This is a genomic window from Blautia sp. AF32-4BH, from assembly GCF_003460565.1.
In the GTDB taxonomy this organism is placed as follows: Bacteria; Bacillota; Clostridia; order Lachnospirales; family Lachnospiraceae; genus Fusicatenibacter; species Fusicatenibacter saccharivorans.
Genome location: NZ_QTVL01000003.1, coordinates 225,518 through 249,717 on the forward strand (window position 1 = coordinate 225,518; position 24,200 = coordinate 249,717).

At 49.0% G+C, this 24,200-nt stretch carries 21 protein-coding genes and 3 pseudogenes; 21 read left to right on the plus strand and 3 right to left on the minus strand.

Annotated elements, in window-relative coordinates:
* Positions 1–77 precede the first annotated feature (77 nt).
* The 9 genes from infB to DWZ44_RS05745 all read left to right on the plus strand — a co-directional run bounded on the left by infB (position 78) and on the right by DWZ44_RS05745 (position 9,905).
* Positions 78–2,687, plus strand: coding sequence for a translation initiation factor IF-2 (gene infB, locus DWZ44_RS05705; RefSeq protein ID WP_334291847.1), 2,610 nt, complete (start codon positions 78–80; stop codon positions 2,685–2,687).
* A gap of 15 nt (positions 2,688–2,702) precedes the next feature.
* Positions 2,703–3,089 carry a 30S ribosome-binding factor RbfA gene (gene rbfA, locus DWZ44_RS05710; protein ID WP_022462931.1) on the plus strand — a complete coding sequence of 129 codons (387 nt, stop codon included), beginning with the start codon at positions 2,703–2,705 and terminating at the stop codon, positions 3,087–3,089.
* On the plus strand, positions 3,076–4,059 hold the full coding sequence (locus tag DWZ44_RS05715) for a DHH family phosphoesterase (protein WP_117804404.1): 984 nt from the start codon (positions 3,076–3,078) through the stop codon (positions 4,057–4,059). The genes rbfA and DWZ44_RS05715 overlap by 14 nt, the downstream gene beginning before the upstream one ends.
* Positions 4,060–4,131: 72 nt before the next feature.
* Complete coding sequence (gene truB / locus DWZ44_RS05720) at positions 4,132–5,058, plus strand: tRNA pseudouridine(55) synthase TruB (RefSeq protein ID WP_117804405.1); 927 nt, start codon at positions 4,132–4,134, stop codon at positions 5,056–5,058.
* The gene (locus DWZ44_RS05725) at positions 5,055–5,990 is read left to right on the plus strand and encodes a bifunctional riboflavin kinase/FAD synthetase (RefSeq protein ID WP_117760893.1); all 936 of its coding nucleotides are present in this window, start codon (positions 5,055–5,057) and stop codon (positions 5,988–5,990) included. Before truB ends, DWZ44_RS05725 begins: the two co-directional genes overlap by 4 nt.
* 286 nt (positions 5,991–6,276) lie before the next feature.
* Positions 6,277–6,543, plus strand: a complete 267-nt coding sequence (rpsO, locus tag DWZ44_RS05730; protein WP_022462935.1) for a 30S ribosomal protein S15 — start codon at positions 6,277–6,279, stop codon at positions 6,541–6,543.
* Between the two features lie 208 nt (positions 6,544–6,751).
* Positions 6,752–8,848: a polyribonucleotide nucleotidyltransferase gene (locus DWZ44_RS05735; protein ID WP_022462936.1), complete on the plus strand. Its 2,097-nt coding sequence runs from the start codon at positions 6,752–6,754 to the stop codon at positions 8,846–8,848.
* 100 nt (positions 8,849–8,948) lie between these two features.
* A complete protein-coding gene (gene nrdG / locus DWZ44_RS05740; RefSeq protein WP_022462937.1) occupies positions 8,949–9,443 on the plus strand; it encodes an anaerobic ribonucleoside-triphosphate reductase activating protein in 495 nt (164 codons plus the stop codon).
* A 27-nt stretch (positions 9,444–9,470) separates the two neighbouring features.
* The gene (locus DWZ44_RS05745; RefSeq protein ID WP_022462938.1) at positions 9,471–9,905 is read left to right on the plus strand and encodes a dUTP diphosphatase; all 435 of its coding nucleotides are present in this window, start codon (positions 9,471–9,473) and stop codon (positions 9,903–9,905) included.
* A 139-nt stretch (positions 9,906–10,044) separates the two neighbouring features.
* Here the strand turns inward: DWZ44_RS05745 and DWZ44_RS05750 are convergent, their stop codons facing one another.
* Positions 10,045–11,010 (minus strand): NYN domain-containing protein, encoded by a 966-nt coding sequence (locus DWZ44_RS05750; protein WP_022462939.1) that lies wholly within the window; start codon positions 11,008–11,010, stop codon positions 10,045–10,047.
* A gap of 258 nt (positions 11,011–11,268) precedes the next feature.
* On the opposite strand from DWZ44_RS05750, the gene DWZ44_RS05755 reads away from it, so the two are divergent.
* Both DWZ44_RS05755 and DWZ44_RS05760 read left to right on the plus strand, forming a co-directional pair.
* The gene (locus DWZ44_RS05755; protein ID WP_055228608.1) at positions 11,269–11,478 is read left to right on the plus strand and encodes a helix-turn-helix transcriptional regulator; all 210 of its coding nucleotides are present in this window, start codon (positions 11,269–11,271) and stop codon (positions 11,476–11,478) included.
* Positions 11,475–12,266, plus strand: a complete 792-nt coding sequence (locus DWZ44_RS05760) for a DUF3169 family protein (protein WP_117509183.1) — start codon at positions 11,475–11,477, stop codon at positions 12,264–12,266. The genes DWZ44_RS05755 and DWZ44_RS05760 overlap by 4 nt, the downstream gene beginning before the upstream one ends.
* A gap of 80 nt (positions 12,267–12,346) precedes the next feature.
* Here DWZ44_RS05760 and DWZ44_RS05765 read toward each other — a convergent pair whose 3' ends face one another.
* Positions 12,347–13,717, minus strand: a complete 1,371-nt coding sequence (locus tag DWZ44_RS05765) for an MATE family efflux transporter (RefSeq protein WP_117760895.1) — start codon at positions 13,715–13,717, stop codon at positions 12,347–12,349.
* Positions 13,718–14,271: 554 nt separating this feature from the next.
* On the opposite strand from DWZ44_RS05765, the gene DWZ44_RS05780 reads away from it, so the two are divergent.
* The 5 genes from DWZ44_RS05780 (at position 14,272) to DWZ44_RS05800 (ending at position 18,540) form a co-directional block, all read left to right on the plus strand.
* The gene (locus tag DWZ44_RS05780; protein WP_117760897.1) at positions 14,272–14,676 is read left to right on the plus strand and encodes an ATP-binding cassette domain-containing protein; all 405 of its coding nucleotides are present in this window, start codon (positions 14,272–14,274) and stop codon (positions 14,674–14,676) included.
* 154 nt (positions 14,677–14,830) lie between these two features.
* Complete coding sequence (locus DWZ44_RS05785) at positions 14,831–15,283, plus strand: GtrA family protein (RefSeq protein ID WP_117509180.1); 453 nt, start codon at positions 14,831–14,833, stop codon at positions 15,281–15,283.
* 76 nt (positions 15,284–15,359) lie between these two features.
* Positions 15,360–15,659, plus strand: coding sequence for a DUF1294 domain-containing protein (locus DWZ44_RS05790; protein WP_055228600.1), 300 nt, complete (start codon positions 15,360–15,362; stop codon positions 15,657–15,659).
* Between the two features lie 32 nt (positions 15,660–15,691).
* Entirely contained in the window at positions 15,692–16,984 is a 1,293-nt protein-coding gene (locus DWZ44_RS05795; RefSeq protein WP_117760899.1) for a DNA polymerase Y family protein, read from the plus strand.
* A 197-nt stretch (positions 16,985–17,181) separates the two neighbouring features.
* A complete protein-coding gene (locus DWZ44_RS05800; protein WP_117760901.1) occupies positions 17,182–18,540 on the plus strand; it encodes an MFS transporter in 1,359 nt (452 codons plus the stop codon).
* A 108-nt stretch (positions 18,541–18,648) separates the two neighbouring features.
* Here DWZ44_RS05800 and DWZ44_RS19480 read toward each other — a convergent pair.
* Positions 18,649–19,304, minus strand: a pseudogene (locus DWZ44_RS19480) (SulP family inorganic anion transporter); the annotation flags it as partial.
* A gap of 240 nt (positions 19,305–19,544) precedes the next feature.
* On the opposite strand from DWZ44_RS19480, the gene yfcC reads away from it, so the two are divergent.
* From yfcC to tnpA, 5 genes and pseudogenes are all read left to right on the plus strand, one after another.
* Positions 19,545–21,065, plus strand: coding sequence for a putative basic amino acid antiporter YfcC (yfcC, locus tag DWZ44_RS05810; RefSeq protein WP_022462924.1), 1,521 nt, complete (start codon positions 19,545–19,547; stop codon positions 21,063–21,065).
* A 15-nt stretch (positions 21,066–21,080) separates the two neighbouring features.
* Positions 21,081–22,229, plus strand: a complete 1,149-nt coding sequence (gene iadA / locus DWZ44_RS05815) for a beta-aspartyl-peptidase (RefSeq protein ID WP_117760903.1) — start codon at positions 21,081–21,083, stop codon at positions 22,227–22,229.
* Between the two features lie 152 nt (positions 22,230–22,381).
* Positions 22,382–23,281, plus strand: coding sequence for an endonuclease NucS domain-containing protein (locus DWZ44_RS05820; protein WP_117760905.1), 900 nt, complete (start codon positions 22,382–22,384; stop codon positions 23,279–23,281).
* Positions 23,282–23,371: 90 nt separating this feature from the next.
* Positions 23,372–23,686: pseudogene (locus DWZ44_RS05825) on the plus strand (hypothetical protein); the annotation flags it as partial.
* 146 nt (positions 23,687–23,832) lie between these two features.
* Positions 23,833–24,200, plus strand: a pseudogene (tnpA, locus tag DWZ44_RS05830) (IS200/IS605 family transposase); the annotation flags it as partial.

The following is a 24,200-nucleotide window of genomic DNA, read 5'->3' on the forward strand; positions in this document are numbered from 1 at the left end:
TCGGTGGATGGATGCAGGAAACACGAAAACCGCAGAAAGAGGAGAAAAGATCATTGGAAAAGAAAGATACAGAAAATATGGAAATGAAGAAACCGGAAGAGCAGGCAAAACCGAAGAAAAAGAAAATTATTTCCGTTGTGCGTCCGCAGAACGCAACAAGTAAAGAAGCAAAAGAGTTCACAAAGAACCAGGGACAGAAAAAAGACCGTCCGTCCCGCGGAAACGGCCGTCCGGAAGGAAACCGCAATGGAAACGGAAGAAGCGAGGACCGTCCGAACCGTGGAAACGGAAACGGCGGAAATGGAGATCGTCCGAACCGCAATGGAGACCGTCCGCAGGGAGAGCGCCGTTTCAACAATAACGGAGACCGTCCGAACCGCAATGGAGACCGTCCGCAGGGAGAGCGCCGCTTCAACAATAACGGAGACCGCCCGAACCGCAGCGGAGACCGTCCGCAGGGAGAACGCCGCTTCGGCGGAAACAATGGAGACCGCCCGAACCGCAGCGGAGACCGTCCGGGAGGAGACCGCAATAACGGCGGAAGAAGTGGAAACGGTGAGAGAAGCGGAAGACCATTCGGTGAGCGTTCCGCACGTCCAAACGGAGGCAGACCGGGAAATAATGGCGGAAGACCGTTCGCAGGAAAGGATGATGATTCCCAGAATCAGAACCGCCGTCCGGGAGGAGACCGCCGCAGAACCGAGCATAAGAGCTCTGCAGGCGATACAATGAGCCTTGGCATCAAGAAGCCAGGCCGTGATACAGGAAGAAAAGAAAAAGACAAAAACAAAGATTCTTTAAGAGAAAATAAATTCAGTGAAGACAGAGGAAGAGGCGGAAACCGTCCGAACCAGGGACATCATCAGCAGTCCAGACTCCCGAAAGCGCTCCAGAAACCGGTCAACAAACCGAAACAGGAAGCACCGAAGGATGAGGTAAAGGAGATTACCCTGCCGGAGAAAATGACCATCCGCGAGCTGGCTGAGAAGATGAAAATGCAGCCGGCAGTCATCGTAAAGAAACTGTTCATGGAAGGAACGATGGTTACCGTAAACCATGAGATCGATTTCGAAAAAGCACAGGAAATCGCGCTTGATTATAACATCATCGCTGAGCCGGAAGAGAAAGTCGATGTGATCGAAGAGCTCTTAAAAGAGGACGAAGAGGATGAAAAAGACATGGTTCCGCGTCCGCCGGTAGTCTGCGTTATGGGACACGTTGACCACGGTAAAACATCTCTTCTGGACTGCATCCGGAACACCCATGTCACCGACCGCGAGGCTGGCGGTATTACCCAGCACATCGGTGCATACACCGTTTCGATCAACAAACAGAAGATTACGTTCCTCGATACCCCGGGACATGAGGCATTCACCGCTATGCGTATGCGTGGAGCCAATGCAACGGATATCGCCATTCTCGTTGTCGCAGCAGACGACGGTGTGATGCCGCAGACCGTTGAGGCAATCAACCATGCAAAAGCAGCCGGCGTTGAGATCATCGTTGCGATCAATAAGATCGATAAACCAGGCGCAAACGTAGAGCGTGTAAAACAGGAGCTCTCCGAGTACGAACTGATTCCGGAGGACTGGGGCGGAAGCACCGTATTCGTTCCGGTATCTGCAAAGAACAACGAAGGTATCGACGATCTGCTGGAGATGATCCTTCTGACTTCCGAAGTGCTCGAGCTGAAAGCAAACCCGAACCGGAAAGCAAGAGGTCTTGTCATCGAGGCTGAGCTGGATAAAGGAAAAGGACCGGTTGCTACCATTCTGGTACAGAAAGGTACCCTGCATGTCGGCGATTACATCGCAGCAGGCGCATGCTCCGGTAAAGTCCGTGCGATGATGGATGATAAGGGACGCCGCGTCAAAGAGGCAGGCCCGTCTACTCCGGTTGAGATTCTCGGACTTTCCGATGTTCCGAACGCAGGAGAGATCCTCGTTCAGACCGATAACGATAAAGAAGCAAAGAACTTCGCAGCAACCTTCGTGGCAGAGAACAAGAAGAACCTGCTTGAGGAGACAAAAGCGAAGATGTCCCTGGATGATCTGTTCAACCAGATTCAGGAGGGTAACTTAAAAGAACTGGCACTTGTTGTCAAAGCCGATGTACAGGGATCTGTCGAGGCAGTAAAACAGAGTCTTGTCAAACTCTCCAACGAGGAAGTTGCCGTACGCGTCATCCACGGCGGTGTCGGTGCGATCAACGAGTCCGACGTTATGCTGGCAACCGCATCTTCCGCCATCATTATCGGATTTAACGTACGCCCGGATGCGAACGCAAAATCCATGGCAGAGCAGAACGGCGTAGACATCCGTCTGTACCGTGTCATCTACCAGGCAATTGAGGATGTTGAGGCAGCCATGAAGGGTATGCTTGAGCCGGTTTACGAAGAGAAAGTTATCGGCCATGCCGAGGTACGTCAGCTCTTCAAGGCATCCGGTGTCGGAACGATCGCCGGAAGCTATGTACTGGACGGAACGTTCCAGAGAGGCTGCAAAGTTCGAATCAGCCGCGAAGGAAACCAGATCTTCGAAGGAAATCTGGCATCCCTCAAACGTTTCAAAGACGATGTCAAAGAAGTGCGCTCCGGCTATGAGTGCGGTCTTGTATTTGAAGGATTCAACGATCTTCAGGAGTTCGATCAGGTCGAGGCTTATATCATGGTAGAAGTGCCGAGATAGAAATGAGGAATTAAGTTGAGAAAAAACAGTATTAAAAACACCAGGATCAACGGGGAAGTACAGAAAGAGCTTTCCAACATCATCCGGAACGAGATCAAGGATCCGCGCATCGGAATGATGACCTCTGTCACAGCGGCAGAGGTAGCGCCGGATCTGAAGACGTGTAAAGTATATATCAGTGTGTTTGGCGATGATGAGGCGAAGAAAGAAACCATCCGCGGCTTAAAGAGCGCGGAGGGCTTCATCCGCCGTATGCTGGCCAAGACCATTAACCTCCGCAATACACCGGAGCTGACCTTTGTCCTGGATGAGTCGATTGAATATGGCGTTACGATGTCGAAACTGATTGATGAAGTAACACACAAAGAAGACAAAAAGGATGAGGAAAATGAAGAAAATTGATGAAATTCTAAACGGAGTCTCCTGCATGGCCATCGCCGGACACGTTCGTCCGGACGGTGACTGCATCGGTTCCTGCCTGGGATTATACCAGTATCTTCGCGACAATCGGCCGGAGATTCAGGCAGATGTCTATCTTGAGGATCCACGGCCGGAATTTTCCTATCTTCCGGGTTTTTCTGAGGTAAAGACAAGCTGTGAAGAGAAAGCGTACGACCTTGTGGTCCTTCTGGATGTATCCAGCGAGGAGCGCATCGGCGTTGCCGCACCGCTTCTTGCAAAAGCGGGAAAGACGATCTGCATCGATCACCATGTGACGAATACAGAATATTGCGAAATCAATCACGTAGAGCCGGATGCAAGCTCTGCCTGCGAGGTGCTGTTTGGGCTTCTGGAGGAAGAAAAGATCTCCGAGCCGTGCGCCGAGGCGCTGTACACCGGTATTGTGACCGATTCCGGCGTATTCCAGTACAGCAGCACCTCTCCGCACACGATGCGGGTTGCGGCCGCTCTGATGGAAAAGGGAGTTCCGTTTACCAGAATCATCGAGGATGCATTCTTCAAGAAAACATACGTACAGAACCAGATTATGGGACGCACGCTGACAGAGAGCATCATGCTTCTCGACAAGCAGTGTATTGTCGGTATCGTGCGGAAGAAGATCATGGACTTCTATGGCCTGACATCGGGAGATATGGACGGCATTGTCAGCCAGTTAAAAAATACAGAAGGCGTTCACGTAGCGATCTTCCTGTATGAGCTGGAGCCGCAGGTCTTCAAAGTAAGCCTCCGCTCCGACGAGCTGGTTGATGTGAGCAAAATCGCAGCCGTATTCGGCGGCGGCGGCCATATCCGTGCGGCTGGCTGCACGATGTCAGGTTCTCCGTATGATGTAATCAACAATCTGACTCTGTATATCGAAAAACAGCTTCTTGCAGAAGAGGAAGAAGAGACGACAGAGGAAGAAGCATAAACAGGAAACAGCCGGGCGCAGAAAATATATCCACGCCCGGTTTTCTTGTGAAAAAGAGGGAGACAAAACAACATGATAAACGGAGTTCTGAACGTATGGAAAGAGGCGGGATTTACGTCGCATGACGTGGTTGCGAAGCTGCGCGGCATCCTGCACCAGAAAAAAATCGGCCACACCGGAACCCTAGACCCGGATGCGACGGGCGTGCTTCCGGTCTGCCTTGGAAAGGGAACGCGTCTCTGCGATATGCTGACCGATGAAACGAAGACGTATGAAGCGCTGCTTCACCTTGGAATCGCAACGGATACGCAGGACATGAGCGGAACCGTGACAGCAGAAGCGCCAGTGACCGTGACGGAAGAAGAGGTGCGGGACTGCATCGCCTCGTTTGTCGGGGAGCAGCAGCAGGTGCCGCCGATGTATTCCGCGCTGAAGGTTAATGGAAAGAAACTCTACGAGCTGGCGCGGGAAGGCATCGAGATCGAGCGGAAGGCCCGCACGGTGCACTTTTACGAGATCAGCATTCTGGAAATGAAGCTTCCGCTGGTGCGCATGGAGGTAACGTGTTCGAAGGGAACGTATATCCGCACCCTGTGCCACGATATCGGCGAAAAACTGGGCTGCCACGGATGTATGGAGCAGCTGATCCGCACGAGAGTCGGCCAGTTTGACCGAAACGGAGCGCACACGCTTGACGAGATCGCAGCGATTGTCGGTGAGGGCCGCCTTTCGGAGATCCTCGTGCCGGTCGATGAAATGTTTGCCGCGCTGCGCAGCTTTGCGACAGCGGACGATCATGCGAAAAAGCTTGCGGAAAACGGAAATCCGCTGAAACCGGCGCAGATCCGCGAAATCGGGGAAACTGCTTCCGGCGGGGACTTCGCAGAAGACGAGGAGTTCCGCCTTTATCTCGATGGCGGAACGTTTGTCGGTATTTATCAATACAGACCATCACAAAACTTAACCAGACCGGTCAAGTTATTTCTGGAGAGAACATGAGATATCTAACAAAAACACTGGATTTTGACAGCAGAGGGGACAGCGTTGTAACCCTGGGAAAATTTGACGGCCTCCACCGGGGGCATATGCTTCTGATCCGTCGTGTCCTTGCAATCGGCAGAACGGAAGGACTGGAAACGGTTGTGTTTACGTTTGACGTGCCGCCGCAGTCGAAAGTGCAGCATGTCAAGCCGCATCAGCTGCTGACGAATGAGGAGAGAAGAGCCCGCCTCGAACAGCTTGGCATGGACTGCCTTGTGGAATGCCCGTTTGTGGATGAAGTGATGCACATGACGCCGGAAGCCTTTATCAAAGAGATTCTGGTGGATAAGCTGCACGCGAAAAAAGTTGTTGTGGGAAAGGATTTCGGTTTTGGCTACAAGAGAAGCGGCACAGCCGAAATGCTGAAAGAAATGGGCCCGTCCCTTGGTTTTGAAACCGAGATCATCGAAAAAGCAGAGGAAAACGGCCGCGAGATCAGCAGCACCTGGGCACGGGAAGAGCTGGAACAGGGCAATATGGAAGCCGTGAGCGGTCTGCTCGGCTACGATTACGCGGTTCACGGCGAGATTGTCCACGGTCATGCACTCGGCAGAACGATCGGCGTGCCGACCATCAATCAGATCCCGCCGGCAGAAAAGCTGCTTCCGCCGTTCGGCGTCTACGTTTCCGAGGTGAAAATCGAAGGAAAAATTTATTACGGTATCACAAACATCGGTGTTAAGCCGACGGTACAGGAAAAATTTACCGGCGTGGAGACGAATCTTTTTGACTGCAGCGAGGATCTCTATGGAAAACAGGCGGAGGTTTCTCTGTTAAAATTTCTGCGCCCGGAGCAGAAATTTGTTTCGATCGACGCGCTGAAAAACCAGCTCGATCATGATGTTGCGGCAGGAAAAAAATATGTAGAAAAAAAGTTCGCTCAGCAGTGAAACACTCGCTGTTTCGCTGCGTAAGAAAGTGATTCAGGTGTGAGCAGCTCTCCTTTTGCGAAGCAAAACTTAAAATGAGAGCTGCGAAAGTTACAGTTCGGAGAACTGTAACTACGTGAAAATTCATCGCGAAAACATCTGATTTTAGTATTTACAATTCGAAAAGCGTATGCTATACTAATCGAGTATGTGGGACAAAAAAGATCCCCGGACCCTGATTCAGAGGCAGGACACTCCGACCACTTCTTAGTCAGCGGTGCAATCAAAATAATAGGAGGAATTTAAAATGATTTCGAAAGAAAAAAAACAGGCAATCATCAAAGAGTATGCAAGAACTGAGGGAGATACAGGATCACCGGAAGTACAGGTAGCTGTTCTTACCGCAAGAATCGAGGAGCTCACTGAGCATCTGAAAGTTCACCACAAAGATCATCACTCCAGAAGAGGTCTTCTGAAAATGGTTGGTCAGAGACGTGGTCTGCTTGACTACTTAAAGAAAACTGATATTGAAAGATACCGTGCTTTAATCGAGAAGTTAGGAATCAGAAAATAATCAGCTTGGAACAACGGGCGGGATACATTTTCCGCCCGTTTCTTTGCTTGTAAGATCAAAGACAGCAAACGACATGGAGCCATTCTGGGCGCAGGAATTTTATCCGAGACCACTGAAAAACACATTGAAAGCTGCATCTTGTCCGTATTCCGGTGTGCTTTTCAGTTGTTTCGGAAATTCTGCTCAGAAGAAAAAAAGGAGATTATTTATGTACAAGAGTTTTTCTATGGAACTGGCAGGCAGAACCCTGACCGTAGACGTAGGCCGTGTAGCAAAACAGGCAAACGGCGCAGCATTTATGCATTATGGCGATACTGTAGTTCTTTCTACAGCAACCGCATCTGAGAAACCGCGTGATGGCATCGACTTCTTCCCATTAAGCGTTGAGTACGAAGAGAAGATGTACGCCGTTGGAAAAATCCCGGGCGGATTCAACAAAAGAGAAGGAAAAGCAAGCGAGCACGCAATTCTGACCAGCCGTGTCATTGACCGTCCGATGCGTCCGCTGTTCCCAAAAGATTACCGCAACGATGTTACCTTAAACAACATGGTAATGTCCGTAGATCCGGAGTGTGATCCGGAAGTAGTCGCAATGCTGGGTTCCGCAATCGCAACCTGCATTTCCGACATCCCGTTTGACGGTCCGTGTGCCATGACTCAGATCGGTATGATCGACGGCGAGTTCATCGTAAACCCGACTCTCGCACAGAAAGCAGTATCCGACCTGAAACTGACCGTAGCTTCCACCAGAGAGAAAGTCATCATGATCGAAGCCGGAGCAAAAGAGATTCCGGAAGCAAAAATGATCGACGCCATCTACAAAGCACACGAAGTAAACCAGGAAATCATCAAATTCATCGACAGCATCGTAGCAGAGGTTGGAAAACCGAAACACGCTTATGAGAGCTGCGCTATTCCGGAAGAGCTGTTTGCAGCGATCAAAGAGATCGTTCCTCCGGCCGAGATGGAAGAGGCTGTTTTCAGCGATGACAAACAGACAAGAGAAGAAAACATCCGTGTCATCACCGAGAAACTCGAGGAGGCATTTGCCGACAACGAAGAGTGGCTGGCAGTATTAGGCGAGGCTGTTTACCAGTATCAGAAAAAGACTGTTCGTAAGATGATCTTAAAAGACCACAAACGTCCGGACGGCCGTGCGATCACAGAAATCCGTCCTCTGGCAGCAGAGGTTGACATTATCCCGCGTGTTCATGGTTCCGCTATGTTCACCCGTGGACAGACTCAGATCTGCAACGTAACAACACTGGCTCCGCTTTCCGAAGCACAGAAACTGGACGGACTGGATGAGTTCGAGACCTCCAAACGTTACATGCATCAGTACAACTTCCCGTCCTACTCTGTAGGTGAGACAAAACCGTCCCGCGGACCGGGACGCCGTGAGATCGGCCATGGTGCTCTGGCAGAACGTGCCCTGGTTCCGGTACTTCCGACCGAGGAAGAGTTCCCGTACGCAATCCGTACCGTATCCGAGACCTTCGAGTCCAACGGTTCTACTTCCCAGGCAAGTATCTGTGCATCCACCATGTCTCTGATGGCTGCCGGTGTACCGATCAAAAAACCGGTTGCAGGTATCTCCTGCGGTCTGGTAACAGGCGAGACCGATGATGATTACCTCGTACTGACCGATATCCAGGGTCTCGAAGACTTCTTCGGCGACATGGACTTTAAGGTAGCTGGTACCCACGACGGAATCACTGCAATCCAGATGGATATCAAGATCCATGGACTGACCCGTCAGATCGTAGAAGAGGCGATTGCCAGAACGAAACAGGCAAGAGAGTACATCCTGACCGAGGTTATGGAGAAAGCGATCGCAGAGCCGCGTAAGACGGTCGGCGAGTTCGCTCCGAAGATCATCCAGATGATGATCGACCCGCAGAAGATCGGTGAAGTTGTCGGCCAGAGAGGAAAGACCATCAACGCCATCATCGATGAGACCGGCGTAAAGATCGACATCACAGATGACGGTGCAGTTTCCATCTGCGGAACCGAGCAGGCTATGATGGATCAGGCAAAGAAATATATCGAGATCATCGCAAGCGACTTTACCGAGGGACAGATCCTGACCGGAAAAGTTGTCAGCATCAAAGACTTCGGTGCTTTCCTTGAGTTCGCACCTGGAAAAGAAGGTCTGGTACACATCTCCAAGCTCGCCAAACAGCGTGTTGAGAAAGTAGAAGACGTTGTCAGCCTTGGCGATGTTGTAAAAGTAGTCTGCATGGGCAAAGATAAGATGGGCCGTGTAAGCTTCAGTATCAAGGATGTTCCGGCAGACGCGAAATAAATAGATCTGCCAGACGATAAAGAGCGGGGAACACAGAAAAAGGGATCTGCAAAACGGTTCGTTTTTCTGTGTTTTCTTATGTCCAATAGGAGTGAAAGCTATGAGATACCATAATATAACGAAAGACGATATGCTGAACGGAGACGGCCTGCGCGTCGTGCTCTGGGTCGCCGGATGCGGTCATCACTGCAAGGGATGTCAGAATCCGATTACCTGGGATCCAAATGGCGGCATCCCGTTTGATGACGCGGCAAAGGCAGAAATTTTTGAACAGCTGGACAAGGACTACATTTCCGGCATCACCTTTTCCGGCGGAGATCCGCTGCATGAGGCAAACCGGGCGGATGTGACGGCTCTGGCAAAAGAGATCAAGGAAAGATATCCGAAAAAAGATATCTGGGTTTACACCGGATATGAGTGGGAATCCGTCTGTGATCTGGAACTGATGGATTACACGGACGTGGTTGTGGACGGCCGCTTTATTCTTGCCCAGAGGGACGTTACCTTGGAATGGAAGGGCAGCCCGAATCAGAGAGTCATTGATGTGAAAAAGACGAGAGCACGCGGCGAAGTCGTACTGTTCGGCGAAAAGTAGTCACGCAAAAAGAAAAGGAGACGCTTTATGGAAACCATTAAAATTCAGTATTTAAACGATGAAATTGAGCGCCTGCGCTATATCGACGGAAAGTCCGACTGGATCGACCTGCGCGCGGCAGAAGAAGTAGAGTTAAAGGCCGGAGAATTCAAGCTGATCCACCTCGGCGTTGCCATGCAGCTGCCGGAGGGCTACGAGGCGCATATTGTGCCGAGAAGCAGCACCTTCAAGAACTTCGGTATTATCCAGACGAACCACTGCGGTATCATCGATGAGAGCTACTGCGGACCGAACGACTGGTTCTACATGCCGGCGTATGCCCTGCGCGACACCGTGATTCATGTGAATGACCGCATCTGCCAGTTCCGCATCGAGAAACACCAGCCGACCATCGGCTTTGAAGAAGTTGACCACTTAAACGGCGAGGACCGCGGCGGAATTGGAAGTACAGGAAAAAGATAACAACAGACGAAATAAAAAGAGCCTCCGGGTGTCAGAAAATCTGACATTTCCGGGGGCTTTTTGTTGCGGGCACACCAAACATGTACATGGTATATCAAGCACGATCCGGATCCGGCGAATCTGGTTTATGTTTTAAATGCTATTGTTTCATCTGTACCGTATTGTTTGTGATTTTGAATTTTTTGAAACTGTTGATAAAACTTGAAATCCTGCTATATCCATACTGCTTCACATCGAAGCCCGGGAAACGGTTCCGCAGGGCATCGTGAATAATGCTGAGGTTGTCGATATGGCCTCCGTTGGAGCAGATCAGATCCGTGATACATTTTTCAATCTGCTGGCGCGATACGGTGTTCTGGCGTTCCTTTACGAGGTAATTATGACCGGTTTTCAGCACTTCGATATCGTTCATGCTTTCTAGAAACGTGGAAAGTTTGGAATAACCGTAATTTCGAACGTCAAACTCTGAGAATTTCTTCTGCAGGATACTGCCGATCTCACTAAGTGTCGTATTTTTTCCGTGATCATTGTTCTCTGTCAGTACACGGGAAACCGTCCGCTCGATTTCTGCCTTGCTTGTAATGGAAGGGGGTTCGTCCTGAGAAGTGCCGTAGCGCGCCGGATTTTCCGAGACAGCGGTAATCGCAGGGGAGATATCGTCCTCGTTCTGGGAAATGATTTCGAGAATTTTAAAGGCATCGCACGCAACGCGGAAGGAAGAAGGGGTTTTCTGCTCGCCCATGCCGAGCACAAACATGCCGGATTCACGCAGACGCTGCGCCAGCTTGGTAAAATCAGAGTCCGAAGAAACCAGGCAGAAGCCCTCCACATTTCCGGAGTAGAGGATGTCCATGGCATCGATGATCATCGCGGAGTCAGTTGAATTTTTTCCGTTCGTATTGCTGTACTGCTGGATCGGATTGATCGAGTAGCGCAAAAGCTGCTCTTTCCAGCTCTTTTTCGAGATATCGGTCCAGTCCCCGTAGATCCGTTTGTACGTGGCAACACCCTGGTCGGAAACCTCGTCCAGGATATATTTGATGTATTTCGGGGAAACATTGTCCGCATCGATCAATACGGCAAACCGGCTGTCTTTCTGTTCCATAGATTCTGTCCTTTCTGCGGCTTGAATAGTTACGAAAATAGATATCTCTAGTTTAGTACATTTCGGCCTACAAATCAACCGGGAGTTTAACCGAATCAAGTAAGTCCCCTGCTTCCATTGCGAATATCTGCTTGACAATGACAAAAAAACTTGTCAAAACTATTGACAAATAAAGTTGTCAATAGTAGAGTAGTAGATGACAAGAAAAGTTGTCAAATAGAGAGCTCATCTAAAAATAAAGTGAAAGGAGATACTGCGATGCCGCTGTACAATCAGTTAAAAGAGTACCGTTCGAAGCTTGGCATCAACCAAACCGACCTTGGAAAAATGGCGGGAGTATCGAGACAGACCATCAGCCTGATTGAGCGGGGAGACTATTCACCGTCGGTGACACTGGCATTAAAACTTGCAAAAATCTGTGAAGTAAAAGTAGAAGATATTTTTCAATATGAGGAGGATGAACCATGAAAGAAAAACAGGGGAACAAACCAAATTCCTACGGAAAGCTGACGAAGCGGATGCTGATTTATCTGGGAATCGGCGGAGTCTGCGGTTTTTTTGTCGGAATTTTTATGACGTTCGGTGTGAAAAATGGCATGAGTGATCTGAGCGATCTGGTCCGCCCGCTGGCACTGCCGATCATTGCGGTAATTTTCGTTGTAAGCATTGTCCTGATGGAATTTTACAGCCGGAAATTAAAGGATACGATGAAGCATCTCGAAGAAGCAGAGGATGAACAGTACGAAGTCTTAAGCTATGAAGAAGAGAAATACGGCGCGATGCTGATGAACTGCAATGTGATTTCGCAGGTCTGCGATATCATCGTGCTGACATTTACCTTTTCCCGTTCTTGGCTGGAAGAAGCATCGGGAAAAGAGCTCGCCGGATTCCTGGCAACCTGTGCTCTGTTTTGTATCAACTTCTTTCTCTATGGCTATTATCAGATGCGTTATGTAAAAATGGTTCAGGCAGCTCACCCGGAGAAGAGAGGCGATATGAACTCAAAAAACTTCCAGAAAGACTGGATGGCAAGTTGCGATGAGGCAGAAAAAGAGATGGTATATCAGAGTGCCTATAAGGCCTATATGGCGCTGGGCAAGATGATTCAGATCCTGCTGTGTGCGACGATGATCCTGCATCTGGTGTTCCATACCGGTATTCTCGCAGTCATTGTCGTGGGCGTCATTTATCTGACGATGACACTCACATATCATCGTTCCTGTGTAAGTCTGCAGAAAGCAAAACTGAATCTGTAATCCTGTAAATACAAAAAACTGCGTGGAATGCATTTCAGAATCGTGCATTCCGCGCAGTTTTGCGTTTGGTATGAAAAATGTCAGCTGATCGGAGCCGTCGGTATCTTTGAATTATACTTTTTGTCGATATCCTTCATGACAAACAGATACGAAACACCGGTAAAGACAGCTGCCGTCACCCAGGCTGCCGGGTCACAGAAGCAGGCGAGCGGATAGCTGATGACTTTTATGGCAATCACAGCTACAATAAGGCGCGCAAAGAGTTCAGAAACACCGCCCATCATAGGTAGAAAGCCGTAGCCGCAACCCTGCATTGCATTTCGGAAAATAAAGATGGTGCAGAGCGGTACATAAAAAAGAGCACACATATAGGAATAAGTCTTTGCCCATGGCATCATGGCGGCCATATCGACATCACCCGAGAAGAAGAGGGAAAGACATGGCTTCAGAAGAAGGAAGACGAGAACAGCGGCTGCGATCGAATATGTGATGGAAGTCAGAAGTGCAGCGCGAACTCCCTTTTTAATCCGTGGAATATCGCCCTTTCCGAAATTTTGCCCGCTGTAGGTTGCCATCGTCTGTCCCATTGCGGAAAAGCCCTGTGTGACCAGATTCTGCAGCTTACAGGCCGCCGTAAAAGCGGCAACTGCCTCCGAGCCGAACAGGTTAATGGCAGCCTGCATAATCATTGTACCGGATGCGGTGATGGCAAACTGGAGTGCCATCGGAATGCCCATCGAGAGCTGATGGCGGGAATCTGCCGCATGAAGCTTCCAGTGGTGTTTTTCCGGCCACATATCCGGCATGGAGCGATAAATATAAAAAAGACAGAGCACAGCAGAAATTCCCTGGGAGAAAACGGTTGCATATCCGGCTCCCGCAACGCCCATTTTAAAACGAATGATGAGAAGCAGATCCAGAAGAACATTTAATACAGCCGAAAAAATCAGGAACATCAGCGGAGTCTGGCTGTTTCCTACTGCACGCAGATAGGAGGAAAGCAGATTGTAAAAAATCGTAGCGATCAGGCCACCGCAGATAATCATAATATAGGTATAAGCGTCCTGAAAAATATTTTCCGGTGTGTTCATGAGATGCAGCAATGGCCGCATGGAGATCATGCTGAAGAATGTCAGGACAACTGTGAAAAGGAGAGCCAGTAGAATGCCGTTTGCCACACTTCGCTTTACTCCGCGCGTATCCTTTGCACCGAACCGTTGCGATGTCAGAACCGTAAAGCCTGCTGTGATGCCCTGCGCAAATCCAAGCACCAGGAACATAATCGTTCCCGTAGAACCAACTGCAGCCAGTGCATCCGCTCCGACATATCGGCCAACGATAATCGTGTCTGCCATGTTGTAGAGCTGCTGGAAAATATTTCCGATAATCAGCGGCAGCGTAAACTGCAGAATGACCGGAAGCGGACTTCCCTTTGTCATGTCTTTTTCCATGAGAAAACCTCCTCGAAATGATGGTAAAATAAGTTTTATCTTCGCTTAAAACGAAAGTTATTTTATCACATTCTGAAGAGGTTGTCATATCCTTATTTTGACATTTTTTCTGCGAAATTTGACGAAGGGAAAAGTGAACGACTTGAATAGACAGTTATAAAAATTTGTCATATGCAGACTTTATTTTTTCCGCCATTTGCTGCAGCCTTTGCGCGCGTAGACCGAAAATACGAACTGCAAGATCACCGCAGGAAAGTATAGTTGCGCCGCCGTCAATTTTCGGATCGGAGGCAAGAAATTCCCGGATTTCATCCAGAAGGGTATCTGCGTGCTCCGATCGTGAGAGAAAGAGATTTACGTCTCGAGTCCCTGCGAGTGTGAATACGTACCGATTGGAAATAAAGCATCGTTGATCTGAAGAAGATAAAAATTAAGTTCGGACATAAAAAGTCTCCTGAAAATCATAAGATACGGAATGAGCCTGCCCGCGAAAAGAGGTCGGCCCATTCTTCCGAAGGTACGGACAAAAACCGCATCAGTGATGATGGTTGTGGATGGATGCGGAAATCCGCTGGTCAAAATCGAGCTTTTTCACCTCTTTTTCTTCACCGGGCTCAAAACGGACCGAAGTTCCGGAGGGAAGAATCACCGGACTTATCGGAAAAAACGGAGCAGGAAAGAGCACGGCGATCCGCCTGATGCTCGGCCTTGTAAAAGCGGAGAGCGGAACGATCGAACTCTTTGGAAAACCGATCACAGAGATCACACTGCAGGACCTGCAGAAAATCGGTGTATCGCTGGCAGAGTCGGGCTTCAACGGGCAGTTTACGATCGCGGAGCTGCTTGGCACCATCACGGGAAACGTTCCTGGACAGGCGGGAATTTTTGCGGTAAGCATCGCAGTTGTGCTGATTTCGTATGGGATCAGTGTAAGATTTATGGAGAAACGGGAGATTTAGAGAAATTCAAAGACGCCGGATTTCATGTTTGTATGTGAAATCCGGCGTTTTTGACGTGAGGAAAAACAATACGGAAACTTGAAAAAACTGCCGTGATATGGTATTCTCATAGAGTCGTTGACTCGAAAATAATAGAAGAAACAAGAGGAAAAACATGAAGAAATTATTTGCACAGATTGTGAAATTCGGTATCGTCGGCGTTATCAGCTTCGGCATCGACTACGTGACCGGTCTTATTGTCCTGAATCTTGTGATGGCGCTGACTTCCAGCTCTTACTTTGAAGCGGCATCCCTCATCGGTTCCGTTGCCGGATTTACCGTATCGGTCATTGCAAATTACATTTTAAGCTTCAAATTTGTCTTTGAGCGGAAAGAAGAAATGAACAAAAAAGTCGAGTTCATCACCTTTGTCGTCCTTTCCCTGATCGGCATGCTGCTCAACAGTTTCCTGATCTGGATCGTCGTAGGCCCGATCTACGGCGGTAATGTTGCACTGCAGCAGAACATAGGCCATAACCTGATCTACACAATCGCGAAAGTATTCGCGACGGCGATTGTTATGGTATACAATTTTGTGACCAGAAAAATATTTCTGGAGAAAAAGTAATTTTGAAAAGAGTTTGAAAAAGGCAGCGCAGAAAAACGCTGCCTTTTTTGAAAAAAGAAAGGCTGGTGCGTAAAAAATGGAACATTCGATCTTACAGACAGTATTGTGGAGTTACCTGATTTGTATTAATATCATTACCATAGCAGTCTATGGAATCGACAAACGAAGTGCGGTGCGGGGAAAATGGAGAATCCGCGTTTCCACCTTGCTTGGACTTGCGGCAGCCGGCGGCTCGGTGGGAGCCTTGCTGGGCATGCACCTGTTTCATCACAAGACAAGAAAAAAGAAATTCACGATTGGAGTCCCGCTGATGCTGGCGGCGCAGATCCTTCTTCTTTTCTTTCTGGCAAAAGCAGGTCTGCTGTTTTTTGCATAGAGAGCAGCAGAATTTGAAAGAGGGTTAAAAAAATGAGAGAAGAACAAACGAAGGCGACAACAGAACGCCTGATTTTTCACGTAGATGTCAACAGCGCCTTTTTATCCTGGGAGTCGGTGCGGCGGATCAAAGAGGGACTGCCGGATCTGCGGGACATTCCTGCCTGTATCGGCGGCGATCCGACGAAGCGGACAGGAATCGTTGTGGCAAAGTCGATCCCGGCGAAAAAATGCGGTGTCCAGACCGGTGAACCTGTGGCAATGGCACTGCGGAAATGTCCGAACATGGTCATTGTCCCGAGTGATTTCGACCTCTACGTCAGGTGTTCCCGTGCCTTCAAGAAAATCTGCGCCGCCTACACCCCGGTCATGGAATCCTTTTCGATCGATGAGGTATTCCTCGATATGACGGGAACTTCCCTTCTGTATCCGGACCCGATTGCGGCGGCGCACGAAATCAAGGACCGGATTTACGAGGAGCTTGGATTTACCGTCAATATTGGAATCTCCACAAATAAACTCCTGGCCAAAATGGCATCTGATTTCGAAAAACCAAACAAAGTACACACTCTGTTCCCAGAAGAAATCCCCGAAAAAATGTGGCCGCTTCCGGTACGCGAGCTGTTGTTCCTCGGAAAAGCATCCGAAAAGAAACTGATCGAGGCCGGAATCCGCACAATCGGAGACTTGGCGCATGCGCGCGAAGCGGATATCCAGACGCTGATCGGCAAGAAAAACGGCCATCAGCTCTACCAGTACGCCCGCGGCATCGATGATTCCCCTGTAAAAGCGCAGCCCGATGAGGCCAAAGGCTTCAGCGCCGAGACGACCTTCAACGAGGACATCATCTCCATCGAACAGGTGAATCCGATCCTTCTCGCCCAGTGCGACATCGTAGCCGCCCGCATGCGTCGGAAAAAGAAAAAATGCACCTCCGTTTCCGTAACGTTTCGCACTCTCGAGTTTCGAAACCGTTCACACCAGACCAAACTCCCCAATGCGACAGATGTGACAGATGAAATCTACCGCTGCGCCAAACAGCTCTTCCGCGAATCCTGGAAAGGCGAGCCCCTCCGCCTGATCGGCGTCGCCGTGACCGGTCTTACCGAAGACGATTTCGAACAGCTCTCCCTCTTCGAAGATCCCGAAAAGAAGGAGAAAAGCCGTAAACTCGATGCCGCCCTCGACGCGATCCGCCAGAAATACGGCAACGACAAAGTCACCCGCGCGAGCATCCTGAACGGCACACAGGGGATTGCGAGAAAAGCGAAGGCAGAGATGAAAAATGATGCGGAAAGCTGCGAGCTGAGAAATCAGCATAGTTGATTTCCCCTGGTGAGTGGAAGAAATTCTGCGAACCTTGGAAAGCTGATAATCATCTGTGCGAGGTATCTATCCCCAACCGGGAGATTGCTGCAGGAAGGGGTTACGGAAGTCATCAAACTTGGAATCGCCTTTTCTGGAAAAAATGTAAAAATTTGGACGGTATAAAAACAGGAGAAGACAAAACAGGGGGAAGCAAAATGAAAAAATTAACAACGGTAAAGATATGGCAGTTCGCAGCAGGCCAGTTTGGATGGGCGCTGCTGTCTGGTATCATATCGAACTGGCTGGTGTACTTTTATCAGCCGGATGAAACCGCAATCAGCCAGGGACAGACGGTATTCATACCGCAGGGTCTGGTGATTTTCGGGGTTTTTACCATCATTGGAGGGATCACAGCCTTCGGAAGAATTTTTGATGCATTCACTGATCCGATGATTGCGTCCTGGTCAGATCGGTGCACTTCAAAAAACGGACGGCGGATCCCGTTCTTAAAAGGCGCGTCCCTGCCGCTGGCACTTTCCACCGTGCTGGTGTTCTGGTCACCGGTGAATGAAAACAGCTGGATCAATGCGGCATTCTTGTTTGGTATGATTCTGGCATATTACCTTTCGATCACGGCATACTGTACTCCGTACAATGCCCTGATTCCGGAACTGGGCCATACACAGCAGGAACGCCTGAATATATCCACCATCATTTCTTTCACCTTTATTGCAGGAACCGCTGTGGCCTATCTGGCACCGGCGATCTGGGGTACGCTGATTCCTTCCTTCGGAAGAGTAAATGCAATCAGGATCACTTTCACAGCCATGGCAGCGGCAGCATTCGTATGCATGCTTGTGCCGGTATTCTGCATCCGGGAAAAAGATTACGTAGATACCGTTCCCTCGAAGGATTCGGCTTTTCGTTCCCTTACAGCAACCTTTCGGAATGGAGAATTCCGGAAATTTGTAGGATCTGATATCTTTTACTGGATCGCCCTCACCATGTTCCAGACGGGCCTTCCGTTTTTCGTTACCAGTCTGCTGAAACTCCCGGAGACAATGACAACACTGTATTTTGTGGGAATGACCGCACTGTCGCTTGTCTTTTACGTTCCGGTCAACAAGCTGACACCGAAACTGGGCAAGAAAAAGATGATTCTGTTTGCATTTGCTGTTTTCAGCCTTGCATATTTTTACACAGGTTTTATGGGAAACATCCCATTCATCCCGGAAACCGTACAGGGTCTGATTCTGACAGTCGTGGCAGCACTTCCCATGGCGATTTTCGGTATTCTGCCGCAGGCAGTTGTCGCGGATATCGCACAGAGCGATGCAGTTACCTCAGGAAGCAGCCGAGAGGGAATGTTCTACGCAGCCCGGACCTTCGCTTTCAAGCTGGGCCAGAGCCTTTCCATGCTGATTTTTACCGCAGTCTCCACCATCGGAGCGGGAACTGGAACCGGCTACCGGATTGCCGCATTCGGTGCAGCTGTATTCTGCGGCGCAGGCGGACTGATACTGATGTTTTACGATGAGAAAAAGATTAACTGCGTGATCAACGGAAAAGCATAGGTCAGTACTCAGCACGGCGGCCTTTTTTATGTGTAGAAGCTATTCGGCATAAAGGAGAAAGGATCACAGGTGATACAGACCAGATGCTGCGGCAGCTGCAGTTTCACATTATCTCGAAATCAGCTCCTCCGCATGCTTTAACGCATCCGAAATATTCGAACAGAAATTTTCTTCCCCGACAAGATCCACAAAGCCGGATTTTTTCATCACCTTCATCGGCTGCTCATTCACATGAGAGAAGACGAGGGTGATCCCTTTCGATTCGCAGAGCTTCGTCAGATTCTGTAGTGCATTCATGGCTGTACTGTCGATCGCCGGTACGCTCCGCATCCGGAGAACGAGACATTTTGTGAAATCCTTTACCACGATGTGCTCAATCGCATCCGCCGCGCCAAAGAAGAGCGGTCCTGTGATCTCGTATACACGGACTTCCAGCGGCAGCTTCTGCAGATGTTCATCCACCGCCGGGGAATCATCGTCCACATAGACCCAGCTGTCGGCGTGCGTCCGCCGTTTTTGATATTTGCCGCCGTTCTGGCAATCACTCCCGTAGCCGGAATACCGCCGAAAAGCGCAGAAGCAATATTTCCGGCACCCTGTGCAATCAGCTCTGTATCCGAACGATGCTTGCTGTTGATCATGCCGTCCGCAACAACACAGGAGAGAAGCGACTCAATCGCCGCAAGCACCGCGATCGTAAACGCATTTGGAATCGCCGACTGAATCAGTTTCATGTCAAAAACCGGCAGATGAAGCGCCGGAAGCAAGAACCTTTCAAGTATAGCATAAGAGACGGGAAGCAGGAAACCTTAAAAGGAATTGTTTACCTTTCTATACAATCATGTTATGCATGACATTGCACACAGCCGGCAGAAAAATCCGAATGGAAAATTTTTCTGTCACTTTTTTGATTTTTTCAGTGACTTTCCTCTATGATCTATGGTACACTAATCCAAGCGCGTTAAAAACGAGAATAGAATATCAAATGGAGGAAATCTCAAAATATGAGCAAAAAGAAAGGCGAAGGCCTGAAATCATTCAACAGGGGATTTAACGTGCCGGATACCTACATTATCATCTTTTTTGTGGTGGTTATCGCGGCCGTCATGACCTTCCTCGTCCCGAAAGGCTATTACGAGACGGAGGATGTCACGTACCTGATGAACGGGGTAGAAAAGACCCGTACCGTCATCAAAGACGGAAGCTTCCAGTATCTGACCGATGCTGCCGGAAAACCGGTCACAGAAGGCGTTGCACTGTTCAGCGGCGACGGCGGAACCGGATTTTTCAATTACATGTATAACGGAATTATCAGCAGCTCCGCTATCGAAATCATCGCATTTCTGATGGTAGTCGGCGGTGCTTTCGGCATCATGATCCGCACCGGAGCCGTTGAAGCCGGTCTGATCGGCCTGATCCGTAAAGCAAAAGGAGCCGAAAAACTGCTGATCCCGGTCCTTTTCGTCCTGTTTTCCCTCGGCGGAGCCGTGTTCGGAATGGGAGAAGAGGCCCTTCCGTTCACCATGATCCTCTGCCCGCTGTTCGTCGCTGTCGGATACGACACGGTCATTGCCGTGCTTGTCACGTACGTCGCAACACAGATCGGCTTCGGATCCTCCTGGATGAACCCGTTCTCTGTCGGAATCGCACAGGGAATCGCCGGCGTTGACGTCTTCTCCGGCGCAGGTTTCCGTATGGTGATGTGGGTGGTGTTCACCGCTCTTGGCTGCGGCATGACCATGTTCTATGCAGCAAAAGTAAAAAAGACCCCGGAAATCTCCGTTGCTTACGAAAGTGACCAGTATTTCCGTGATCAGAACGAAAAAACAGGCATCGACGAGGGCCATTCCTTCGGCATCGGCCATATCCTAGTTCTGGTGACACTGGCTGTTACCGTTGTCTGGGTTATCTGGGGCGTTATGGCAAAAGGTTATTACATGGCCGAAATCGCAACCCAGTTCTTCATCATGGGAATTGTGGCAGGTGTGATCGGTGTCATTTTCCATCTGAATGACATGAAAGTGAACGACATTGCCGTTTCCTTCAAAGACGGCGCAAAAGACCTGATCGGCGCAGCACTCGTTGTTGCGATGGCACAGGGCATCATGCAGGTGCTCGGCGGTTCCGATCCGACCACACCGACCGTTATCAACACCATTATGTACGGCATCTCACAGGCACTGGCCGGTCTTTCCGGTGCAGCCGCAGCCGTGCTGATGTACGTGTTCCAGTCGGTCTTCAACTTTTTCGTCGTGTCCGGCTCCGGCCAGGCGGCGATCACCATGCCGATCATGGCACCGCTCGCGGACCTTCTCGGCGTATCCCGCCAGACATCCGTCCTTGCGTTCCAGCTCGGTGATGCTTTCACAAACCTGATCGTCCCGACCTCCGGCTGCCTGATCGGCTCCCTGGCGATTGCAAAAATCGAGTGGTCGAACTGGATCAAATTCATGTGGAAATTCTTAGGGATACTGATGATTGGAGCAGTCATTACGATTCTGATTGCGGTTGCCATTGGATTTTAAGAGGAGTGAGAGAAAATGATATTATTTCAGAACATAGACGTCTATGCGCCGGAATACCTCGGAAGAAAAGACGTTCTTACTGTGTATGATAAAATTGTCAAGATCGCAGATGCCGGCACGATAACGGCAGACGGCCTGCTCTTTGGCGCGGAGACCGTAGACGGAACCGGACTTGTCCTGACACCTGGCTTTGTCGACTGCCATGTTCACGTGCTCGGCGGAGGCGGCGAGGGCGGCTTTGCCAACCGCACCCCGGAGGCGACGATGGAAGGCCTGAACAAGTTCGGTGTGACAACCGTTGTCGGCTGCCTCGGAACTGACGGCATTGGCCGTGACATGTGCGCGCTCGTGGCAAAAACAAAAGGCCTCCGGGAGCAGGGCATGTCCGCCTGGTGCTACACCGGCAGCTATCAGGTTCCGGTGCGTACACTGACGGATGGAATTACGAAAGATATCATGATGATCGAAGAAATCATCGGAACCGGCGAAATCGCCATCTCGGACCACCGATCCTCACAGCCGACCTTCGAAGAATTCGCCCGACTGGCAGCAGACACGCGCCTCGGCGGTGTTCTTTCCGGGAAAGCGGGAGTGATCAATGTCCACCTTGGCGACGGTGCAAGATGTATGGAGCTGATCGAACGCGTCATCAGCGAAACCGAAATCCCGGCCAGCCAGTTCCTCCCGACCCATGTCAACCGGAATGAGAAGCTGTTCCAGAAGGCAATTGAATACGCCGTAAAGGGCGGTGCGGTCGATTTCACCGGAAATGAAGAGATCGATTACTGGGAAACTGTCTGTGATGAAGTCCGCGTGTGCAAAGGAATCCGCCGCATGCTGGATGCAGGCGTGAATCCGAAACACATCACCATCTCATCCGACGGTCAGGGCAGTCTGCCGATCTTTAATGAGAAGGGAGAATTCCTGCGGATGGGCATGGGCCAGTCGAGCTGTTTGCTGAAAGAAGTAAAAGAATGCGTGGAGAAAGCGGGAATTCCGCTGGAAACCGCAATTTCGACGATTACGGCAAACCCGGCAGAGATCCTGTCACTGAAAGGAAAAGGAAAAATCCAGGAAGGGTTTGATGCAGATCTTTGCGTACTGGATCAGGGACTGGAGATTCAGGAAGTCGTTGCACGGGGGAAGACGGTGTATCGGAAATAGCATATTGGTAATATTGGGAAAAGGTCACAGCTTTGCGGAGCTGCGGCCTTTTTTGATGGGAATGCCTGCGGAAAGAATGTTTTACAATAGTATTTTGTAAGAAGGTACGATATAATGAACATATATCTTGCGACAGGGAAGGAGAAACTGCAGTGTCGGAAATAAAACTTTTTGAGGTCGGAACGGTTGTGAAAGAGCGCACCTCTTCCACGGTAGTATTGGAGAAACAACTGCAAACAACGATAGAGCAGAACATGGAGACATTTTTCGGCGTTCGTTTTCTGAAAAGTGAATATATGATCACATCCGGAAGAATGGACAGCATCGGAATTGATGAAAATAATAGCCCAGTGATTTTTGAGTATAAGAGAAGCTCGAGCGAGAACGTAATTAATCAGGGATTATTCTATCTGGATTGGCTTTTGGATCACAAAGCGGATTTCAAACTGCTTGTGATTGAAAAACTGGGTATGGAAGTAGCAGACCAGATTGATTGGTCGGTGCCTTGTGTGATTTGTATTGCAAGTGATTTTACGAAATACGACGTGCATGCAGTGAATCAGATGCAGAGGAATATCAAGTTGGTGAAATATCGGAAATATGGGGAAGATCTGTTGCTGTTTGAACATCTGAACACACCGGTGGCAAAGCCAGTAACGGAAACATCAACCATTTCAACAACAAGTAGTACATACACACAGAAAACACATTTAGAGAAGCTGTCATCAGCAAGCAGCCATTTCAAAACATTATATACGGCGCTTTGTGACTACATCGAATCGCTAGGAGACGATCTTGTTCCAAACCAATTGAAGCTGTATTTGGCCTATAAGAAAGTGCAGAACATTTTCTGCATTGAAATTTATAACAAACAGATCCTGCTCCGAATGAAACTCGACCCGGACACTGTTGAACTGGAAGAAGGATTCACAAGAGATACCCGCGGGATTGGACATTACGGAACGGGGGAGCTGGAAGTGTCAATCAAGACGGCAGAAGACTTTCAGAAGGCAAAGAAGCTGATTGATCGGGCGTATCAGGAGACGTTATAAAGCATGGTAAAAACTGGAAAATGATGAAAAAATTTGAATTGTAAAGTCAAATACGTTACAATTTAAAGTTAGAACAGAGAGGATGAAACGGTGAAAGAAGAAATAATACAAAACATAAATCAAGGGTTGGAAGCAGCCTATATCAATGGAAATCTTGCTTCAAATCTGGAATATAAACCGAGTTTTATATCAAACAATCCAGAAGAGGGTAAAAAAGTTATTTCTTCTATTGAAGAAGAGCTACTTCGCTGTGAACAATTCCAGATTAGTGTGGCATTTATCACAATGGGAGGAATTACGCCCCTCCTGCAGACGTTAAAAGAACTCGAGCGAAAGAGAATCCCGGGGCAAATTCTTACAACGAACTACTTAGATTTTAGTGAGCCAAGAGCGTTGGCAAAACTGAATGAATTGAATGAAAAGTCTAATCCCCCAGCTATGCTGGGGAGAATAGAGTAGTCGGAAGTGGTGAGGATAACAAAATAAAGCCTCCTGTGATAGAATGAGAATGGTGTCGCAAGCCAAACTCAAAATCAAAGGAGGCGGTCCAAATGGACAATAAAAGTTTATCACATACTCGTTGGAAATGCCAGTATCACATTGTGTTTATTCCTAAAATACCGAAAGAAGGTATTGTATGGGAGAATACGCAGAGATGTCCGAGAGATAATAGCAACTTTATGCCAGTATAAAAATGTAGAGATAATTGCAGGAGCGGTATGTATAGATCATGTACATTTAAGCGTAGCAATTCCACCAAAACTCAGAGTATCAGATTTTATGGGGTATCTGAAAGGAAAAAGCACATTAATGATTTATGACAGGCATCCTGAGTTGCAAAGTAAATGGGATAAAGCGTTTTGGGCTAGAGGATATTATGTTGAAACGATTGGCAATATAACAGATGAAGCAGTTCAAA

What these genes read in the sequence shown, in the direction of transcription:
- infB (WP_334291847.1), top strand. Translation starts at nt 78, where the DNA reads ATGGAAATGAAGAAACCGGAAGAGCAGGCAAAACCGAAGAAAAAGAAA.
- DWZ44_RS05715 (WP_117804404.1), top strand. Translation starts at nt 3,076, where the DNA reads ATGAAGAAAATTGATGAAATTCTAAACGGAGTCTCCTGCATGGCCATC.
- truB (WP_117804405.1), top strand. Translation starts at nt 4,132, where the DNA reads ATGATAAACGGAGTTCTGAACGTATGGAAAGAGGCGGGATTTACGTCG.
- DWZ44_RS05725 (WP_117760893.1), top strand. Translation starts at nt 5,055, where the DNA reads ATGAGATATCTAACAAAAACACTGGATTTTGACAGCAGAGGGGACAGC.
- rpsO (WP_022462935.1), top strand. Translation starts at nt 6,277, where the DNA reads ATGATTTCGAAAGAAAAAAAACAGGCAATCATCAAAGAGTATGCAAGA.
- DWZ44_RS05735 (WP_022462936.1), top strand. Translation starts at nt 6,752, where the DNA reads ATGTACAAGAGTTTTTCTATGGAACTGGCAGGCAGAACCCTGACCGTA.
- nrdG (WP_022462937.1), top strand. Translation starts at nt 8,949, where the DNA reads ATGAGATACCATAATATAACGAAAGACGATATGCTGAACGGAGACGGC.
- DWZ44_RS05745 (WP_022462938.1), top strand. Translation starts at nt 9,471, where the DNA reads ATGGAAACCATTAAAATTCAGTATTTAAACGATGAAATTGAGCGCCTG.
- DWZ44_RS05750 (WP_022462939.1), bottom strand. Translation starts at nt 11,010, where the DNA reads ATGGAACAGAAAGACAGCCGGTTTGCCGTATTGATCGATGCGGACAAT.
- DWZ44_RS05755 (WP_055228608.1), top strand. Translation starts at nt 11,269, where the DNA reads ATGCCGCTGTACAATCAGTTAAAAGAGTACCGTTCGAAGCTTGGCATC.
- DWZ44_RS05760 (WP_117509183.1), top strand. Translation starts at nt 11,475, where the DNA reads ATGAAAGAAAAACAGGGGAACAAACCAAATTCCTACGGAAAGCTGACG.
- DWZ44_RS05765 (WP_117760895.1), bottom strand. Translation starts at nt 13,717, where the DNA reads ATGGAAAAAGACATGACAAAGGGAAGTCCGCTTCCGGTCATTCTGCAG.
- DWZ44_RS05780 (WP_117760897.1), top strand. Translation starts at nt 14,272, where the DNA reads ATGGATGCGGAAATCCGCTGGTCAAAATCGAGCTTTTTCACCTCTTTT.
- DWZ44_RS05785 (WP_117509180.1), top strand. Translation starts at nt 14,831, where the DNA reads ATGAAGAAATTATTTGCACAGATTGTGAAATTCGGTATCGTCGGCGTT.
- DWZ44_RS05790 (WP_055228600.1), top strand. Translation starts at nt 15,360, where the DNA reads ATGGAACATTCGATCTTACAGACAGTATTGTGGAGTTACCTGATTTGT.
- DWZ44_RS05795 (WP_117760899.1), top strand. Translation starts at nt 15,692, where the DNA reads ATGAGAGAAGAACAAACGAAGGCGACAACAGAACGCCTGATTTTTCAC.
- DWZ44_RS05800 (WP_117760901.1), top strand. Translation starts at nt 17,182, where the DNA reads ATGAAAAAATTAACAACGGTAAAGATATGGCAGTTCGCAGCAGGCCAG.
- yfcC (WP_022462924.1), top strand. Translation starts at nt 19,545, where the DNA reads ATGAGCAAAAAGAAAGGCGAAGGCCTGAAATCATTCAACAGGGGATTT.
- iadA (WP_117760903.1), top strand. Translation starts at nt 21,081, where the DNA reads ATGATATTATTTCAGAACATAGACGTCTATGCGCCGGAATACCTCGGA.